This window comes from Bacillus cereus group sp. BfR-BA-01379 (genome assembly GCF_022663605.1).
GTDB lineage: Bacteria > Bacillota > Bacilli > Bacillales > Bacillaceae_G > Bacillus_A > Bacillus_A mobilis.
This window is the reverse complement of sequence record NZ_JAKUFT010000004.1, coordinates 1-18,011: the sequence shown is the minus strand read 5'-3', so window position 1 is coordinate 18,011 and position 18,011 is coordinate 1. Positions and strand designations below refer to the sequence as shown.

The window sequence follows — 18,011 nt, the reverse complement described above, 5'->3', positions numbered from 1 at the left end:
TAAACGATAGTCCTTCAGAAATCAGCACCGCTCGCAGGTAGATAAATTTCGATTTACACCGCAGATGGTGTGATTTTTTTGTTTAAAAGTTAATATAATTAACAATTAAACAGTCTAAACAATAAGGACGTAAATAGTTTAGAAAAAAATTATATGCGATATAAGGAGAGGAATGCAATGAATCAGTTTCGAAGAATGGTAATTATCAACATTATCACATTAATTGTACTAGTTGGCGGCGGTATTGGCGGTTACTACTATTACAACCAAACGGAAAATTACTTAAAAACAGACAATGCAAAAATTGATGGAAAGGTAATTCCGGTTGCTTCACCAGTAGCAGGTAAATTAACTGACTGGAAAGCTGAAGTAGGTAAGAACTACAATGAAAACGATAAATTAGGTGCGGTTACTGTAGCGGCAGCAAATGGAGAACAAACAGTAGACGTAACAATTCCGCAAAATGCAACAGTTGTACAATCAAACGCAACGACAAATGCTTTCGTTGGAGCGGGTAGCCCAATTGCTTATGCATTTGATATGAACAATTTATGGGTAACAGCAAACATTGAAGAAACAGTGATTGACGATGTTCAAAAAGGTCAAACAGTAGATGTATATGTAGATGCATACCCAGATACAACGTTAACAGGGAAAGTAGAACAAGTTGGATTAACAACAGCAAATACATTCTCAATGTTACCATCAAGTAACGCAACAGCGAACTATACGAAAGTAAAGCAAGTTGTACCAGTTAAAATTTCTTTAGATCATAGTAAATCAGTAAATATTGTTCCTGGAATGAATGTGTCAGTTCGTATTCATAAGTAAGGGGGAGATGAGATGTCCTCAATTGCAATTGTAGGATATGCACTATTTTGTATAATCGTCTTCTTCCTTGTAAATCGTCTTTTACGAAAGAAAAAAACGAACGTGGGAGAAGAACAAGTCCCAGCCGTAAGTAAAATAGAAGTAAGTAAAGTAGAAACAGAAGAGAAAGAAATAGAACAAAAGCAAGAAGTAGAAATTTCTAATGTAGTTGAATTAGAAACAAGCAAGCAAGAAGAAGTAAAACAAGAAAAAGAAGTACCGAAAAAACAAACGTCTATGCCTATAGAGAATGTAAATGTAAAAGCAGTTGTAACAGTATTAATTCTTGGTATGTTCGTTTCTATTTTAAACCAAACAATCATTAACGTTGCGTTGCCACCGCTAATGAATGAATTTAATGTGTCAACATCAACAGCCCAATGGTTAATTACAGGATTCATGCTTGTAAATGGTATTTTAGTACCGATTAGTGCCTTTTTAGTTTCACGATTTACGTACCGTAAATTATTTGTAGCAGCCATGTTATTCTTCACGGTAGGATCTATCATTTGTGCTATATCAGGAAACTTCACAATGATGATGACAGGTCGTATTATTCAAGCGGTCGGTGCAGGTATTTTAATGCCGGTTGGTATGAATATCTTTATGACATTATTCCCGCCTAATAAGCGCGGAGCGGCGATGGGATTACTAGGCGTTGCAATGATTTTAGCACCAGCTATCGGGCCAACTGTAACGGGCTGGGTTATTGAAAACTACAGCTGGAACTTAATGTTCTACGGAATGTTTGTAATTGGTTTAATTATTACGTTCCTATCTTTAAAATTCTTTACACTAGCTCAGCCAGTGTCTAATACGAAATTAGATGTATTTGGTGTAATTAGTTCAAGTATTGGACTAGGTAGCTTACTGTATGGATTTAGTGAAGCTGGAAATAATAGTTGGACTAGTGCCGAAGTTGTTATTTCACTTGTTATCGGTGTAATTGGTTTAGCGTTATTTATTTGGAGAGAGTTAACAACAGACAATAAAATGCTTGATTTACAAGTATTTAAATATCCGGTATTTACTTTTACTTTAGTAATTAACGCGATCGTTACGATGGCATTATTCGGAGGTATGTTATTACTTCCAGTATATCTGCAAAACATTCGCGGCTTTACGCCGATTGAATCAGGTTTATTATTACTACCAGGATCATTAATTATGGGTATCATGGGACCTATTGCAGGTAAACTATTTGATAAATATGGTATTCGTCCGTTAGCGATTGTTGGATTAGCCATTACAACGTTTGCGACATATAAATTCACAACGTTATCGATGGATACACCATATAGCGTTATTATGACGGATTATATTATACGTTCAATTGGTATGTCATTCATTATGATGCCAATTATGACAGCTGGTATGAATGCATTGCCGATGAAATTAATTTCTCACGGTACAGCAACGCAAAATACGTCAAGACAAGTAGCTGGTTCAATTGGAACAGCGATATTAATTACACTTATGACGCAACAAACGACTGCTCACGTAGCAGATTACGGCAACATGTTAACAACGTCAAATCCAATTTTAGTTGATAAAGTACACGGTATGGGGCAAAGTTTAGCAGCCTTAGCTGGATCGGCTCAAGCAGGAGATGCGATGAGCACGCAGCTATTATTTGGACAAATTTCGAAGTTATCTGCAATTAACGGTATTAACGATGCCTTCTTAATTGCAACGATACTCGCAGGGATTGCTTGGGTATTATCGTTCTTCTTACCATCAGGCAATAAACCAAATAGAAAAGCAGGGAATTAATTTCCCTGCTTTTTTGTCTTTTTAAAGAGTGAGATATAAAAAATGATAACCAGTTACAGAGCACAGCCCTGTTATAAACAAAATTGTCCCCATAGAACGAATACTTGATATTTGCCTTCCGGTTATAATAGCTAATAGTCCAGCTAAAGAGAAGAAACTCCAATATAAAGTTCCTGAAATTGGAACGATCTCCTCTAAATCTATTCCAGAACCTATACAAATGATAGGAACAACGATAAGAGATATGCTAATTAAACCAGCTATAATAGTAAGTGACTTACGATATTTAATACCAGCAATAATTAAAAAAATGCCAATGATAAATGCGCATAGCATCAAAGTAAGAGCTAAAATCATCCAAGTTAATATTCCAAACACTTCTGTATTACCTCCGATTTATGGGTTTCTAAAAAATATTATATATAGTATGAATCACCTACAGTCATGAGTAACCAGAAGATAACCCCTAATATTCCAGCGATAAAAATAATGAATCCCATATTACGTATACTTTTAATTTTTGCTTGTAATCCACTTAATCCTGCCAATAATCCAGTTAAAGAAAACAGAATCCAATATAAAGTAGTTGAAATAGGGAGGATTGTATTACTCTCCACTCCCATGCCCCAAAAAACAAAAGGTAGTGTGACAAAGGAGAAGCTAAGTAACCCCATTAAACCGACAAATAATTTACGATGTTTCATGCTAGTAATCATTAAGAAAATACCACCTAAAAATCCACATAACACAAGGAGTGGCATATAAACAACCCAAAGTAAGCTCAACATATATAATCTCCTTCTATGTAATCAGTTATATTTTACTACATGAGGTTTATTTTGGATATTATTAATAAATATGTATAAATTGATAGAAATGAGAAGTGATGATACGAATTAATAGATATAGAGAACGTTAGAGAGGAGGGTGTATATGAAAATTACAGAAGAGAACGTTACAATGCAGCTAAGGAAAAGGAATGAAAAAGCATTATACTTTATTATCGACCAGTACGGTGGACTTATAAAAAGTATTATTCAGAAGCATTTAGCTTCGTTTCAAGATGTACAAGAGGAATGTATGGATGATGTGTTATTAGCGATTTGGAATCATATTGAAAAGTATGATGAAGAGAAAAATACTTTAAAAAATTGGATCGCGGCTATTACAAAATACAAATCTATCGATTATGCGAGGAAATATGCGAAAACAGTAAATGAAAAAGGGTTAGATCAAATAGGTGAAATCGCGATGCATACCGATACGATTAAAAATGAAATTAGTAATGATATGGAACATATATTAGATCATTTAAAGAAGAATGATAAAGAAATCTTTATGAAGCATTACGTGGAAGAAGATAGTGTAGAAAATATTGCAGAGAAAATGGGAGTGAAAACTTCTTTTATATACAATCGTCTATCGAGAGGACGGAAGAAGTTAAGGTCATTATTTTTACATAATCGGATGAAATAAATAAGAAAAGAGGTGAAGAAAATGAAAGATCCATATGAAATGTTAAATGATATAAAAATGGATGAGAATGAATATGAAGAGGTTAACTTAACTCACATAGAGAAACAGAAAATAAAAAAGCGAGTTCATAAAAAAATAAACAAGAACAAAGTTCATACGAAACGGAATGTAGCGATTGTAACATCGGCTGCGGCATTATTTATTATGATGATGACTGTAGATATGAGAAGGATGATTGCGGATATACCGTTAATCGGAAGTAAAATGGAAGACTACGTAAACAGTAGAGGAGAACCTTTGAAAGAATATAAAACGACAATAGGGCAAACAGTTTATGATAACGGTGTAGAAGTGCGGTTAGATGAAGTGATGATAGATGAAGGGCAGATTATTGTTAATAGTACGTTTAAGTCTAGTCGAATCAATTTAGAGGGTTCTTATCCTAGTCCTGATATTTATATAAATGGAAAACAGTTAAATGGCAGTGGTAGTGGTGGAGACAAGAAAATAAATGAGTACACGTATACATTTTTCTCAAATATAGATTTAAAAGATGATGAAATGAATCCTCTAGAAATTCGTGGAGAATGTGATGTACAAGTTGTATATAGGGATATTTCTTTAAAAGAGGGCAATTCAACATGGAAAGGAGAATGGGGCTTTTCCTTCAAAGCGTCTGGAGACAAAATAAAAGCTGAAACGAAAACAATCCCAATCCATAAGCATTTTAAATTAGAAAATGGTCAAAAAATAGAAGTGGAAGATTTAAAAGTTTCTCCTATATCTGCGAAGTTGGACTATAAAATGTTGAATGGAACGAAATTAGAGGTGAAATTTATCGCGAAAGATCAAGATGGAAAAGAGTTAATACCACATTCAGGTCTTACATTATCGGAAAATAGTTATTGGCGATTTGAAAAACTAGAGGATAGTGTAACGAAAATTGTGCTGACACCTGTTGTTACTTCTGGTGAAGAGGGAGAAAGGAAAACGGATTATCGAAAAGTATTAACGGAAGAAGAGTTTGAAGTTGTGATAAAAGAGTAGAAAGAGGTATCGCAATGATACCTCTTTCTAACTCAAGAAAGCTAACATATTATTCATAATATGAAATAGCATAGCTGGAATAATGGATTTTGTTTTTTTGCATAAAATAGCCATTAATAATCCCATGAAGAAAGTAATTACCATGACTCCAAGTGAGTATGTATGAGCGATACCGAAGAAGAAACTTGTTATGATGGCTGCAATCCAAAATGGAAAGCGCTCTGAGAAGAAGTGAAGTATAAAGCCACGGAAAATAAGCTCTTCAAAAATTGGTGTAAGTATTGCGAAACCGAGAAGTAATAATATTTGATACTGCTTAAAAACATCTAAGTTTAATGCGGAAGATTGCTGCTTTGTTGCGTCTTGGAACACATAATTTAACAAGATGTAATTGAGTATAATGTTTATAGCGAAGAAAAGAAGTAAGTATACGTATGTACGCCATTCTTTAAGTGCTTTAAAGTTAAATGATTGTAGTAGTAATTTTTTTGCGGGTTCGAATTTAAAAATGAAGAATAACAACACGGCTAGTTGTAATACGATGCTTGCAGTGTTTACGATCGATTCATACAGAGCAATTTGTTTTTTATCTGTAAGACCGGCTGTATAAATTGTTAAGGGCATTGCGAGGAACACAGTAATAAGTCCGGTTCCGAAAAAAGCGAATAAAACGGAGCTAATAAATTGTCCCCATGACATAGAGTATTTTTGTTCATTAGAAAGTTGTGTAGCGGGTTGCATTTATAAAATCACCTCTTTATATTTGTATATTTAATTATAAAGTATTTTGTTTTTATATGTAATATTTAAATATTACATATAAAGGTGTATTTTCCATAAAATAATAAAAGAGGTATCACCCTATAGTGATTCCTCTTTCTCATTGATAACTATGTTCTGCCGTGTTATTCGATTTCGATTGCTCTATTTGCAATTCACGTTCTACCAATCGGTCTAACTGTTGAATAGCTTTTAATGCTTTTTCATAAGAAATCGTTCTATAATGGTGCGCTCCGCCCGGTTCTTCATCTGCTTCGTCTGCCCATTTAATAATGTTTTGAAGAGATGTTCTTTCAATTTCTTGCTGTACTAAGAAAGAATCTGTATGAAGAAGAATCGCGATAGAAATTTCTTTTGCTAGTTTCGGATGTTCTCCTAATCTAATAAGCAATTTATGAGCTCTTTCTGCTCCTTTAATCGCATGGATATCATTCTTTTTATACAAGTCATAGTCCCATTCTCCCTCACTGTACCATGTGTGATGTCCGATATCATGAAGGAAACCAGCTTTTGTTGCAGCATCGACTGAGGCATGATGCTTTTTCGCTAAGTGAAACGCATGGTAAGCGACAGCGATCGCGTGGACCATTCCAGAACGGTTCACATATTTTTGGGTAATGTGGTGTTTAAAAACTTGTTCAAGCGTAATACGTTGCATAAAACATTCACTCCTTTTTATCCCGCTTTAACGGGCAGTAAGATTCCTACTTCAAAATTCGGCGAATACGAGGAAGTTAGGTGGGGAATCAACTGCCCGTAAAAGCCCGATTGGTTCAACTAATAATTAGTGTGGATGAACACCCTTTCCCACTAATTAAAGTTTCACTTTATCTAATGGTGTCTATAAGAAAATCGATCGGTTTAAATGTATTTTGAACATTGTACTCCATTGGGGTAGCGTTAGTAAAGTAGAAATGTTTAGGAGAAGAAAAAATCACCTTAGCTTATGCGAAGGTGATTTTTAAATTGCTTATTTTTTTAGTCCCTGCTCTAATGTTTCTAACATTTCGTGCTTTTCATTTTCATCAGCGTTTTTCCAAATGACTTCGAATAAAACACCAAGACCTGGAAGCATTTTTTCTTCACCGCTTTGAATTGCATCGACAATTGTTTCTTGCAATTGGTCTTGTGAATTTCCAGATACATTTGCTAATACAGCACCACGTAAATTAAAACTCATTGCTTTCACCTCTTCTTCAGAATTGAAACTGACGTTAGTTTTTGTTCTTTTTTATGTAAATATGTATGAAAAATAGGCTATAATGATAAGACAAGAAGAGAGGGAAATACATATTATGAAAAACATTGATTCAGTACAAAACCCGCGTGTGAAGCAGTGGAAAAAACTGCAGACGAAAAAAGAGCGCGATAAAAAAGGTTTATTTTTTGTAGAAGGATTCCACTTAGTCGAGGAAGCTTTAAAAGCAGGAGTTGTAACAGAACTTATCGTTTCTGATCAGACAGATCTTCCGAAAGATTGGACAGTTAATGATGTGGAAATGTATATCGTACCTGAAGCAATCGTAAAAATACTTCGTGAAACAGAAACGACGCAAGGCGTATTTGCTGTTTGTGAGAAACATGAGAGTGAAGTAGCTCTTGCTGATGGGAAGTTTCTTTTATTAGATGGCCTTCAAGACCCAGGTAACCTAGGGACAATTATTCGTACAGCTGATGCAGCTGGTATTCATGCCGTTGTGCTTGGAGAAGGATGCGTTGATGCATATAATAGTAAAGTGCTTCGCTCTACACAAGGGTCTATTTTCCATTTACCAGTTGTAAAAGGGAACTTAGAAGAATGGGTAGACAAGCTAAAAGAACAAAACGTTCCTGTATATGGAACAGCTCTTGAAAATGGAGTTCCGTATGGTGAAGTAACACCGGTCGGTAGTTTTGCATTAATTGTAGGAAATGAAGGAAGCGGCGTAAGCCAAGAAATTCTTGCGAAAACGGATCAAAACTTGTATATTCCGATTTACGGCGGGGCAGAATCATTAAATGTTGCGGTTGCAGCGGGGATTTTAACGTATTATTTGCAAAGCCCAGTTGCGAACAAATAAAAAACTTCTTATAATAAGTTGAAGTATATTATATTAAAAGTTAAATAACGAAAAACGTTGATAGAGAAGAGTAACTTACAAAATCGCCATATAGGGAGAGAATGCCTTAGACTGAAAGCATTCTTATGGTAGACGGAAGTGAATTCACCTCTGGAGTTGACGCCAGGACCATATATATGTAAAGGCGTTCCGGTCAGAATTGATCGTTATAACTAATGAGTGGGCAGACTTGTTCTGTCAATTTAGGGTGGTACCGCGAATTTACCTCGTCCCTTTTTGGGAGCGAGGTTTTTTTATTTTTAAAATTAGGAGGGTTCCAAATGGAAGCACGTTTAAAAGAGCTAAAGCAAAAAGCGTTAGAGCTTATTGAAGAAGCGAAAGAGCTAAAAGGCTTAAACGACGTACGCGTAGCGTACTTAGGAAAAAAAGGTCCAATTACAGAAGTATTACGCGGCATGGGAAAATTATCAGCAGAAGAGCGTCCACGTATGGGAGCATTAGTAAATGAAGTACGTGAAGCGATTCAAACGCGTCTAGAAGACAAAATTGGTAACTTAGAAAAAGCAGTCATTGAAGCGAAATTAGCTACTGAAACAATTGATGTTACACTACCAGGTCGCCCTGTTGAAACAGGTTGTCACCATCCGTTAACAGCTGTTGTTGAACAAATTGAAGATGTATTCATCGGTATGGGTTATGAAGTAGCTGAAGGAACAGAAGTAGAAAAAGACTACTACAACTTCGAAGCATTGAACTTACCGAAAGATCACCCAGCGCGTGATATGCAAGATACATTCTACATTACAGAAGAAACGTTACTACGTACACATACATCTTCTGTGCAAGCACGTACGATGGAAAATAATAAAGAAAAAGGCCCGATTAAAATTATTTGTCCTGGTAAAGTGTATCGCCGCGATGACGATGATGCGACGCATTCACACCAGTTCATGCAAATTGAAGGTCTTGTAATTGATAAAAACATTCGCATGAGTGACTTAAAAGGTACACTGCAAGTATTCGTGAAAAAGATGTTCGGTGAAGATCGTGAAATCCGTCTTCGTCCAAGTTTCTTCCCATTCACAGAGCCGTCTGTAGAGATGGATATTTCTTGTATGATGTGTCACGGCAAAGGTTGCGGCACTTGTAAAGGAACTGGCTGGATCGAAATTCTAGGCGCAGGTATGGTTCACCCGAACGTACTTGAAATGGCTGGTTATGATTCAAAAGAATATCAAGGTTTCGCATTCGGTATGGGCGCAGAGCGTATCGCAATGTTGAAATACGGCGTAGATGACATTCGTCATTTCTATACAAATGATGTACGTTTCTTACAACAATTCAAACGAGCGTAAGGGAAGGAGAGGATAAGTATGTTCGTATCATATCGTTGGTTACAAGAGTATGTAGATATTAAAGATGTAACAGCACAAGAACTAGCAGACAAAATCACGAAAAGTGGTATTGAAGTAGAAGGCGTTGAAGTATTAAATAAAGGTGTAAAAGGTGTTGTAGTTGGTCACGTATTAGAATGTGAAAAACACCCAGAAGCTGATAAATTAAGCAAATGCTTAATCGATATCGGTGAAGAAGAGCCAGTTCAAATTATTTGTGGAGCTGCTAATATTGCAAAAGGTTTAAAAGTACCAGTTGCAAAAGTTGGCGCTGTACTTCCTGGTAACTTTAAAATTAAAAAAGCAAAACTACGTGGTGAAGCTTCTCACGGTATGGTTTGTGCTCTTCAAGAGCTTGGTATTGATGGAAAGTTAGTTTCAAAAGAATATGCAGATGGTATCTTCATCTTCCCAAGTGACGCTGAAGTTGGTGCAGATGCACTTGAAATTTTAAACTTACACGATGAAGTACTTGAGCTTGGTTTAACACCAAACCGTGCAGATTGCTTAAACATGTTAGGTGTTGCATATGAAGTCGCTGCTATTTATGGCCGTGAAGTAAAACTTCCAGCTATCAGCCTACAAGAAGCAGCAGAAAAAACTTCTGATTACATTTCTGTAAGTGTAGAAGCGAAAGAAGAAAACCCATTATATATTGCAAAAATGGTGAAGAACGTAAAGATTGGTCCATCACCAATGTGGATGCAAACGCGCCTTATGGCAGCTGGCATTCGTCCAATTAGCAATGTAGTTGATATTACAAACTACATTTTAATGGAATACGGTCAACCGTTACATGCATTCGATTACGATAAATTAGGTTCAAAAGAAATCGTTGTTCGTCTTGCAAAAGAAGGCGAAAAAATTGAAACGTTAGATGATCAAGAGCGTACATTACAAGAACACCACCTTGTAATTACAAACGGAACAAAAGCTTTAGCTGTTGCTGGTGTAATGGGCGGAGCGGATTCTGAAGTTACAAATGAGACAGTGAACGTTTTAATCGAGTCTGCATACTTTGCAGGTCAAACAGTACGCCGTACATCAAAAGACTTAGGTCTTCGTAGTGAATCAAGTGCACGTTTTGAAAAAGGAATCGATCCAACACGTACATTTGAAGCAATTCAACACGCAGCTGCTTTAATGGCGAAATACGCTGACGGAGAAGCACTTGAAGGTGTAGTAGAAGCTGATAACTTACAAGTACAAGAGCGTACAGTATCTGTTACTGCTGAAAAAGTAAACCGTGTATTAGGTACAAATATTTCTGCAAGTGAAATGGGTACAATGTTTACAAACTTAAAATTCCCATTCACAGAAGTAGAAGGAACATTCCATGTGAATGTACCAGCACGTCGTCCGGATATTACAATTTCAGAAGACTTAGTAGAAGAAGTGGGTCGCCTATACGGGTATGACCACATTCCAGTTACATTACCTTCTGGAACAATGACTCGTGGTAAATTAACATCAGCACAAACGAAACGTCGTAAAGTACGTCGCTTCTTAGAAGGTGCTGGTTTATATGAAGCAATCACGTATTCATTAACAAGTGCTGACAAAGCGAAACAATATATGGTTGAGCCAAACGAAAAGGCGCCTGTAAATCTTGCACTTCCAATGAGTGAAGAGCGTAGCCAACTTCGTTTAAGCTTAGTGCCACAGTTGTTAGAAGCAGTTTCATACAATGTTGCACGTAAAAACGATAGCGTTGCTTTATACGAAGTAGGTTCTATCTTCTTACCAACAGAAGCAGGAGAACTTCCGAAAGAAGAACAACATCTTGCAGGTGTTATGACAGGTCTTGCTCTTCACCATGCATGGCAAGGTGAGAAAAAAGTAGTAGACTTCTTCGTTGTGAAGGGTGTACTAGAAGGATTATTTGACGTACTTGGCGTTTCAAACCAAATCACTTATGCACCAGCAAAACGTGAAGGTATGCACCCAGGTCGTACAGCTGACATCGTATTAGATGGCGAAGTAATTGGTTTCATCGGTCAATTGCACCCAGAAGCAGAAAAACAATTAGATGTGAAAAATACATTCGTATTCGAACTATCTCTTGTAAAAGTATTCGGTGCAGACGCAGAAGGAACTTACTACGCAGCAATTCCACGTTTCCCATCTATGACACGTGATATGGCTGTTGTTGTAACGAAAGAAACAAAAGCTGGCGAAATGAAGCAAGTCATTGCTAAAGCTGGTGGAGAACTTCTGAAAGACGTAACACTATTCGACTTATACGAAGGTGAAAAAATGGAAGAAGGCAAGAAATCACTTGCATTCTCTATGACTTACTTCGATGCAGAACGTACGTTAACAGATGAAGAAGTAACAGAAGCACATAACCGTGTATTAACAACGGTAGAAGAGAAATTTGGTGCGGAGTTACGTAAGTAATGAGAAATTGCCGGATTAATTCCGGCAATTTTTTTATGGCATGATTGTCGATATATGATAAAAATCGCCGATAAATATTAAGGCATCTTGCATCTTTCTCTCGAATGTAGTACATTAATTTTAGTTTAACAAAATGAAAGACGATGATAAGGAAAAGTAGTATATACTATAATCCAAAGCGAGTCAGGGACGGTGAGAGCCTGATGAGGCGGTATATGTGAAGAACACCTTGGAGTTGCTAACCGAAATTGAATCTTATATTCAAGAGTAGACTTAGACGGGAATCCGGCCTGTTACAAACCGGGAAGTATGTATTACATACGAGTTAAAGTTGGTCTTTATGACAAATTGGGTGGTACCGCGAAGTTTAACCTTTCGTCCCTTTATGGATGAAAGGTTTTTTTGTATTTAAATATATCAGCAAAGGAGAATTTCACTATGGAAAACACATTAGTAAAAAGTCTGTATAGAGATACAGATAAATACGCAGGTCAAACAGTACAAGTATCAGGGTGGATTCGTAACTTACGTGATTCAAAAGCATTTGGTTTCATCGAATTAAACGACGGTAGCTTCTTCAAAAGCGTTCAAATCGTTTTCGATACAGAGCTAGAAAACTTCAAAGAAATTGCAAAACTTCCACTTAGCTCTTCAGTTAAAGTAGAAGGTAAAGTAATTGCAACGCCTGGAGCGAAGCAACCATTTGAAATTAAAGCAGAAAAAATTGATATCGAGGGCTTATCAGATTCTGATTACCCACTTCAAAAGAAACGTCACACGTTTGAATACTTACGTACAATCGCTCACTTACGTCCAAGAACAAATGCATTCTCTGCAACGTTCCGTGTACGTTCTGTCGCAGCATTTGCGATTCACCAGTTCTTCCAAGAGCGTGGATTCGTACATGTTCACACACCAATCATCACTGGTAGTGATACAGAAGGTGCAGGCGAAATGTTCCGCGTAACAACGCAAGATTTAAACAACGTATCAAAAGGCGAAGACGGACAAGTTGATGAATCAAAAGACTTCTTCGGCAAAGAAACAAACTTAACAGTAAGTGGACAGCTGAACGCTGAAGCTTATGCATTAGCATTCCGTGACGTATACACATTCGGACCTACATTCCGTGCAGAAAACTCTAACACAACTCGCCACGCTGCTGAGTTCTGGATGGTTGAGCCGGAGATTGCATTCGCTGAATTAGGCGATGTAATGGATCTTACAGAAGATATGCTGAAATATGCAATGAAATACGTACTAGAGCATGCACCAGAAGAAATGGAATTCTTCAACAGCTTCGTTGATAAAACAGTTCTAGAGCGCATGAACAACGTAATCAACTCTGACTTCGGTCGTATCACATATACAGAAGCAATTAAAGTGCTTCAAGAGTCAGGTGCTGACTTCAAATACCCAGTAGAATGGGGTATTGACTTACAAACAGAGCACGAAAGATACTTATCAGAAGAAATCTTCAAACGCCCTGTATTCGTAACTGACTATCCAAAAGACATTAAAGCGTTCTACATGCGTATGAATGAAGATGGGAAAACAGTAGCTGCTACTGACCTTCTAGTTCCTGGCATCGGCGAATTAATCGGCGGAAGTCAACGTGAAGAAAGAATGGACGTTTTAGTAGATAGAATTAAAGAACTAGGCATGAACGAAGAGGACTACTGGTGGTACTTAGAACTTAGAAAATACGGCGGTACAAAACACGCTGGATTCGGCCTAGGTTTCGAGCGCTTCCTAATGTACATCACTGGCATGGCTAACATCCGTGACGTAATTCCATTCCCAAGAACTCCAGGTTCTTCTGAATTCTAAAATATAAAAAAGCGAGAGCAGCTGCTCTCGCTTTTTTTATTGGGAAAGGGTGTAACTACAACCCAAATTTTATTAAGTATTTCACAATTGGAAAAGATGTTGTTCATAGTTTTCTTCCCACTTCATATATAAGTAAAGCGAATGCGACATTTATAGGGAAGGGGTTTTGATGCAATGGGAGAAATTTTAAATCATACAAAGTGGTCATTGCGTGACAAGTATATAGTAATCACTGGTGCAACAAGTGGTATTGGATTAGCGGCAGCTAAGGTATTTGCAGAACGCGGTGCTAAGCTAGGAATCATTGCACGCAATGAAGCAAAAGCGAATGATGTTATGACTCAACTTGAACATCTAACGAATGGGAATACAGTGGTAGATATATTTTTCGCTGATATGGCTTCCCAACAATCTATACGCCGGGTAGCCACTGACATTTTAGAAAGGTGTCCGAGAATTGATATATTAGTGAATAATGCTGGAGCTTTATTTCAAACAAGGAAAATTACGGAGGACGGTTTGGAGATGACCTGGGCGGTAAACCATTTAGGCCCATTTTTGCTCACAGATTTGTTGTTGGAGCGTTTAAAAGAAAGTGCTCCTGCTCGTGTCATTACCACTGCATCTCACGGTCACAAAATGGCTAAAAAGGGAATTGATTTCGGTGACCTAGATGCAGAACAACTGTATCGCGGTGTTAAGAAGTTCATGGGCGGTCCTACAATGCGTTATGCGCAAACAAAACTAGCTAACATTTTATTCACCTCTGAATTGGCACAGCGATTGGAGGGAACGGGTGTTAGTGCTTATAGCTTTGATCCGGGGCTAGTGAATACGAATTTTAACCAGGACAATGGTCTGGTTGCTCGCTTAACTATGGCGGCAATGAAACCTTTCTCTCGTACGCCCGAGGAAGGTGCTGAAACTTTGATATGGCTAGCAGAATCAAATGGAATTATTGACCATAGTGGCTGTTACTATGCTGATAAGCAAATAGGAAAAATGTCTGAAGCCGCCTTGGATAAGGGTGTTTCAAAACGTCTATGGGACATTAGTGAAAAACAGACACGAGAGTAACAGAGTAGTGAGCGTCTGTTCAGACTAATATGTTGAATAGTTTTTTACCCTTAAGTAAAAAGTAATCTTGGGGGTGAGTGCAATGAGTAAAAAAGTGAAAACAGACCATTCAAGATCAAGCCTTGGTTCTCCAGAAGTAGAAGGACAAGGAACGACGACACATGAAACGGGTTCTCATAAAGTATCTTCATCAAATAAGAAACAGAAACGAAGCTAACATAAAAAGGAGAGTCTTGGCGGCTCTCCTTTTTTATGTATTATATCTTATTATCATTAATCTCTTTTGTAATGTTATCTACATCCTTGTCTAATCGATCTAAATAGAAAACCCATAGTAAGCTCATGAGCACGTAGTAGATGGCCATCACACCAAGATTATCAGATATATTTTCGAATGTGGATTTAGTAGTGAAAAAAGCTCCCCAAATGGTAGAAATAGTGAGGTACGAAAGCGGGCCAACGAGATGTACGAAAACATATAATAACTTTTTAACCTTTAAAGCGTTCATATGAATTCCCTTCCTATGTAAATAATCTTTTTCTTCTAATCATACATTCAAGTTCCTCACAGAAGTGTTGTAGTTTTGCTGGATTATGTATTAACAAGCGGGCATCGTGTTTCCTGATAAAGTGAAACTTTAATCAGTGGGGGTTTTCTTCATCCACCACTGATTATTAGTTGAACCAATCGGACTTTTATGGGCAGTTGATCCCCCCACCTAACTTCTTTGCCTTCACTGAATTTTGAGGTGGGGGTCTTACTGCCCATTAAAGCGGGATAAACCTTCGAATCCGAAAGTTTAATAAGAAAGACCGGCCATAACGCTCTATTAAATCGTTGAACTCTCGTTGCTCACTTAGTAGCTGAATGTTTTCTCTAATTTCAAACTGTCTTTCGTGTGGATCACCTAGTAAAATATTTAGAATCATTTGTAGAAGTAGCAATGGGAATCTCCTCCGCTGTTGTAACTTAATTCTGTATATTTAGATTATAACAAAAATAGGGTTTTTTTGTAAATTTTATATGTTATGATGAAGTAAAAAGAGGTTTGAGGATGTTTATATGATTGAGGAGAGGGAGTAATACTTTGACAAACAATGCATTGTTTAGATTGAAATTTCGTTATATATTACTATACTTATTAGTTGGATTTTTCCTTATGGAATGCTTAATTAGATTGCCATTGTTTCATGGAGCATCTATGGCGTTAAAGCAAGAAATTGGTTTGCTCAGTGTTTTGTATGTTATACCAGTTTTATTGTTTTATAAATATTGCAGAAAGCATAGTATAAATTTTCAGAGGACGTTTTTCACAAAACCATCTGTAATATCTACTAGAATGGTTGTTATGCCAGTTGTCATGTTATTAGTATTTCAACTAGGTTGCCTTATGGCGCTTGGTGTCCTAATATTAAGTTTTAGTTCCGGAGAATTAGCTACTTCAAGTATTGCAAAAACGAAAGAAACAGCAGATGTATTACAAGTGTGGATTCGGTGTATTGGAGTGGCATTTTTTGCACCTATCGCTGAAGAAATACTGTTCCGTGGATATTTATTGCGTAAGTTACATTTAAAATTTAATATGAAAACGAGTGTAATAATCTCCTCGATTATATTTGGTATGTTGCATTTGCAAGCAACATTTAGTGCTATTCTTTTTGGAGTGGTTATGTGTTTATTGTATATAAAATCTAGAAGTCTTGTCCTACCAATTATCGTACATATGATACAGAACATATTAATAGTAACGAAAGATGTTATTAGTATTACTAATCCATCTGAATCTACCAGTGCATCTACTGCTCCTATGAGTATAACGATTGGAATTATCGCAGCAGTGCTCTTTTTAGGAGTCGGGTTATTATGGATTATCCCATTTTTAAAAAGAAATTGGCGTGACTGTATGGAGAAGGGGTTGCCAAAAATAATATATCATCCATAGAAGGCGAAAAGAATCCAATTCTTTTCGCCTTGTTTAGTTCATGCAAATCATGTCGATACTAAAAAGTAGTTATTTTTTCAATAAGCGAAGCGCCTTCTCCCTATTAGCGAAATGCATTTTCACAAACTCAGGTAATCTTTCTTCACCAAGTTTTTGAATTAATTTAGCAGCGGCGATATCAACTTGTTTACCGGCACCTTTTGGAAGTGGCATACCAGCTTTTTTACTTAGTTCGTCAAACTGTTTTACGAATGAGTAACGAGCTAAAATAGAAGCAGCGGCTACTGCTAAATGAACGCTCTCACCTTTCGTTGCGAAGTAAACATTTTCACGCTGTACCTGTTTTTGTTTTGCTAAATATTTGTAGTATGTATCAGGTTGTGTGAATTGATCGATTAATACACCTTCAGGTTTTGTAGGTGCGATTTTTGCTAATAAGTTTGTAATAGCTTTATTATGTAGTAAAGCTTTTAACTTACCTTGGTTGTTTCCTTTATCAAATAGCTCATTATATTTTTCGTTATGAAGGACAAGAGAGCTGTAAGGAACAACGTGTAGAAGTTGTTTCGCAATGGCAGAAATTTGATCGTCATTTAAGTTTTTAGAGTCTTTTACACCAAGTTCTTTTAAAAGTGGAATTTGCTTAGCGTCCACATATACAGCAACTACTGTCATCGGTCCGAAGAAATCACCAGTACCAACTTCATCTGACCCTACGATAGACATTGTACCGATGGAAGCAGGCGGTGCATAACGGTGTGAATCGACAGATTTTTTTACAGTTGTTTTCGGTGTTTGAGAGACAGATTGCCAACGAGAAGCTTCTGCTTCAGCACGGCCGCCCTGGAACATTACTTTTCCAGATTTATAAGCTGTAATCGTGCAAGATGGCACCTTTGCCATGAATATTCCGCCTTGTGGGGTTTTTGGGCTAAGCGCTTGTTTATATTGTTGTTTCATGTCTTCAATTACTGTAGAACTTGTTTGTATTACGATAGAATTTGACAAGATGGTCGCTCCTTTTTTATATTGTTATTTTTATCATATCGGATTGTTCTTTCTGTTTCCATAATATGATGGTTCATGGTATGATAAACTTTAGGATTCTGTACGTGATTGGAGGCCGGTGAGTTGTCACAACAAAAGGGAAAGAAAAGTCGAATTAATGTAGAAATCTATGGTCAACAATATTCAGTTGTTGGCGATGAAAGTACAAGTCATATCCGCATGGTAGCAGCGATTGTGGATGATAAAATGCGCGAACTCAATGCCAAGAATCCTTCGCTTGACACGAGTAGACTAGCGGTATTGACGGCGGTAAACGTCATACACGATTACATAAAATTAAAAGAAGAACATGA

The 18,011-nt window shown here is 36.9% G+C and carries 20 protein-coding genes and 2 other annotated features; of the genes, 12 read left to right on the top strand and 8 right to left on the bottom strand.

The genetic code is table 11. The features are described 5' to 3' along the window. The first annotated feature begins 177 nt into the window (after positions 1 to 177). The gene (locus MR113_RS02530; protein WP_016080108.1) at positions 178 to 831 is read left to right on the top strand and encodes an HlyD family secretion protein; all 654 of its coding nucleotides are present in this window, start codon (positions 178 to 180) and stop codon (positions 829 to 831) included. A 12-nt stretch (positions 832 to 843) separates the two neighbouring features. Further along, a complete protein-coding gene (locus MR113_RS02525) occupies positions 844 to 2,643 on the top strand; it encodes a DHA2 family efflux MFS transporter permease subunit (protein ID WP_242250860.1) in 1,800 nt (599 codons plus the stop codon). Positions 2,644 to 2,664: 21 nt separating this feature from the next. Here the strand turns inward: MR113_RS02525 and MR113_RS02520 are convergent, their stop codons facing one another. Then, positions 2,665 to 3,021 (bottom strand): ammonia permease, encoded by a 357-nt coding sequence (locus MR113_RS02520; RefSeq protein ID WP_242250859.1) that lies wholly within the window; start codon positions 3,019 to 3,021, stop codon positions 2,665 to 2,667. Between the two features lie 38 nt (positions 3,022 to 3,059). Continuing rightward, positions 3,060 to 3,431: a DNA-binding protein gene (locus tag MR113_RS02515; protein ID WP_242250858.1), complete on the bottom strand. Its 372-nt coding sequence runs from the start codon at positions 3,429 to 3,431 to the stop codon at positions 3,060 to 3,062. Positions 3,432 to 3,576: 145 nt separating this feature from the next. Between MR113_RS02515 and MR113_RS02510 the strand changes: the two genes are divergently transcribed. Both MR113_RS02510 and MR113_RS02505 read left to right on the top strand, forming a co-directional pair. Beyond that, complete coding sequence (locus tag MR113_RS02510; RefSeq protein WP_242250857.1) at positions 3,577 to 4,119, top strand: sigma-70 family RNA polymerase sigma factor; 543 nt, start codon at positions 3,577 to 3,579, stop codon at positions 4,117 to 4,119. 21 nt (positions 4,120 to 4,140) lie between these two features. After that, positions 4,141 to 5,166 (top strand): DUF4179 domain-containing protein, encoded by a 1,026-nt coding sequence (locus MR113_RS02505; protein ID WP_242250856.1) that lies wholly within the window; start codon positions 4,141 to 4,143, stop codon positions 5,164 to 5,166. Between the two features lie 27 nt (positions 5,167 to 5,193). On the opposite strand, the gene MR113_RS02500 is transcribed toward MR113_RS02505, so the two are convergent. From MR113_RS02500 to sspI, 3 genes are all read right to left on the bottom strand, one after another. Next, positions 5,194 to 5,907 carry a CPBP family intramembrane glutamic endopeptidase gene (locus MR113_RS02500; RefSeq protein WP_242250855.1) on the bottom strand — a complete coding sequence of 238 codons (714 nt, stop codon included), beginning with the start codon at positions 5,905 to 5,907 and terminating at the stop codon, positions 5,194 to 5,196. Positions 5,908 to 6,046: 139 nt separating this feature from the next. Next, positions 6,047 to 6,604 (bottom strand): HD domain-containing protein, encoded by a 558-nt coding sequence (locus MR113_RS02495; RefSeq protein WP_226604793.1) that lies wholly within the window; start codon positions 6,602 to 6,604, stop codon positions 6,047 to 6,049. A 312-nt stretch (positions 6,605 to 6,916) separates the two neighbouring features. After that, positions 6,917 to 7,126 carry a small acid-soluble spore protein SspI gene (gene sspI / locus MR113_RS02490; RefSeq protein WP_000009509.1) on the bottom strand — a complete coding sequence of 70 codons (210 nt, stop codon included), beginning with the start codon at positions 7,124 to 7,126 and terminating at the stop codon, positions 6,917 to 6,919. Between the two features lie 82 nt (positions 7,127 to 7,208). On the opposite strand from sspI, the gene MR113_RS02485 reads away from it, so the two are divergent. The 6 genes from MR113_RS02485 to MR113_RS02460 all read left to right on the top strand — a co-directional run bounded on the left by MR113_RS02485 (position 7,209) and on the right by MR113_RS02460 (position 14,924). Then, complete coding sequence (locus MR113_RS02485; protein ID WP_242250854.1) at positions 7,209 to 8,006, top strand: TrmH family RNA methyltransferase; 798 nt, start codon at positions 7,209 to 7,211, stop codon at positions 8,004 to 8,006. 48 nt (positions 8,007 to 8,054) lie between these two features. Then, positions 8,055 to 8,283 (top strand) — a binding site (T-box leader). Between the two features lie 43 nt (positions 8,284 to 8,326). Beyond that, positions 8,327 to 9,361 carry a phenylalanine--tRNA ligase subunit alpha gene (gene pheS, locus MR113_RS02480; RefSeq protein ID WP_000388220.1) on the top strand — a complete coding sequence of 345 codons (1,035 nt, stop codon included), beginning with the start codon at positions 8,327 to 8,329 and terminating at the stop codon, positions 9,359 to 9,361. 18 nt (positions 9,362 to 9,379) lie between these two features. Further along, entirely contained in the window at positions 9,380 to 11,800 is a 2,421-nt protein-coding gene (gene pheT, locus MR113_RS02475) for a phenylalanine--tRNA ligase subunit beta (protein ID WP_242250853.1), read from the top strand. A gap of 134 nt (positions 11,801 to 11,934) precedes the next feature. Further along, positions 11,935 to 12,186: a binding site (T-box leader), on the top strand. A gap of 52 nt (positions 12,187 to 12,238) precedes the next feature. Further along, positions 12,239 to 13,630: an asparagine--tRNA ligase gene (gene asnS / locus MR113_RS02470; RefSeq protein ID WP_071720508.1), complete on the top strand. Its 1,392-nt coding sequence runs from the start codon at positions 12,239 to 12,241 to the stop codon at positions 13,628 to 13,630. A gap of 174 nt (positions 13,631 to 13,804) precedes the next feature. Next, the gene (locus tag MR113_RS02465) at positions 13,805 to 14,707 is read left to right on the top strand and encodes an SDR family NAD(P)-dependent oxidoreductase (protein WP_242250852.1); all 903 of its coding nucleotides are present in this window, start codon (positions 13,805 to 13,807) and stop codon (positions 14,705 to 14,707) included. A gap of 82 nt (positions 14,708 to 14,789) precedes the next feature. After that, positions 14,790 to 14,924 carry a YuzL family protein gene (locus MR113_RS02460; protein ID WP_078179650.1) on the top strand — a complete coding sequence of 45 codons (135 nt, stop codon included), beginning with the start codon at positions 14,790 to 14,792 and terminating at the stop codon, positions 14,922 to 14,924. Between the two features lie 40 nt (positions 14,925 to 14,964). Here MR113_RS02460 and MR113_RS02455 read toward each other — a convergent pair whose 3' ends face one another. Next, positions 14,965 to 15,216, bottom strand: a complete 252-nt coding sequence (locus MR113_RS02455) for a hypothetical protein (protein WP_242250851.1) — start codon at positions 15,214 to 15,216, stop codon at positions 14,965 to 14,967. 259 nt (positions 15,217 to 15,475) lie between these two features. After that, entirely contained in the window at positions 15,476 to 15,652 is a 177-nt protein-coding gene (locus MR113_RS02450) for a hypothetical protein (RefSeq protein ID WP_162230575.1), read from the bottom strand. 143 nt (positions 15,653 to 15,795) lie between these two features. Between MR113_RS02450 and MR113_RS02445 the strand changes: the two genes are divergently transcribed. After that, a complete protein-coding gene (locus MR113_RS02445; RefSeq protein WP_242250850.1) occupies positions 15,796 to 16,650 on the top strand; it encodes a CPBP family intramembrane glutamic endopeptidase in 855 nt (284 codons plus the stop codon). Between the two features lie 69 nt (positions 16,651 to 16,719). On the opposite strand, the gene rnhC is transcribed toward MR113_RS02445, so the two are convergent. After that, positions 16,720 to 17,658 (bottom strand): ribonuclease HIII, encoded by a 939-nt coding sequence (gene rnhC / locus MR113_RS02440; RefSeq protein WP_242250849.1) that lies wholly within the window; start codon positions 17,656 to 17,658, stop codon positions 16,720 to 16,722. 123 nt (positions 17,659 to 17,781) lie between these two features. On the opposite strand from rnhC, the gene zapA reads away from it, so the two are divergent. After that, positions 17,782 to 18,011 (top strand): cell division protein ZapA (gene zapA, locus MR113_RS02435; protein WP_242250848.1); only part of this gene is annotated, 230 nt, incomplete at its 3' end.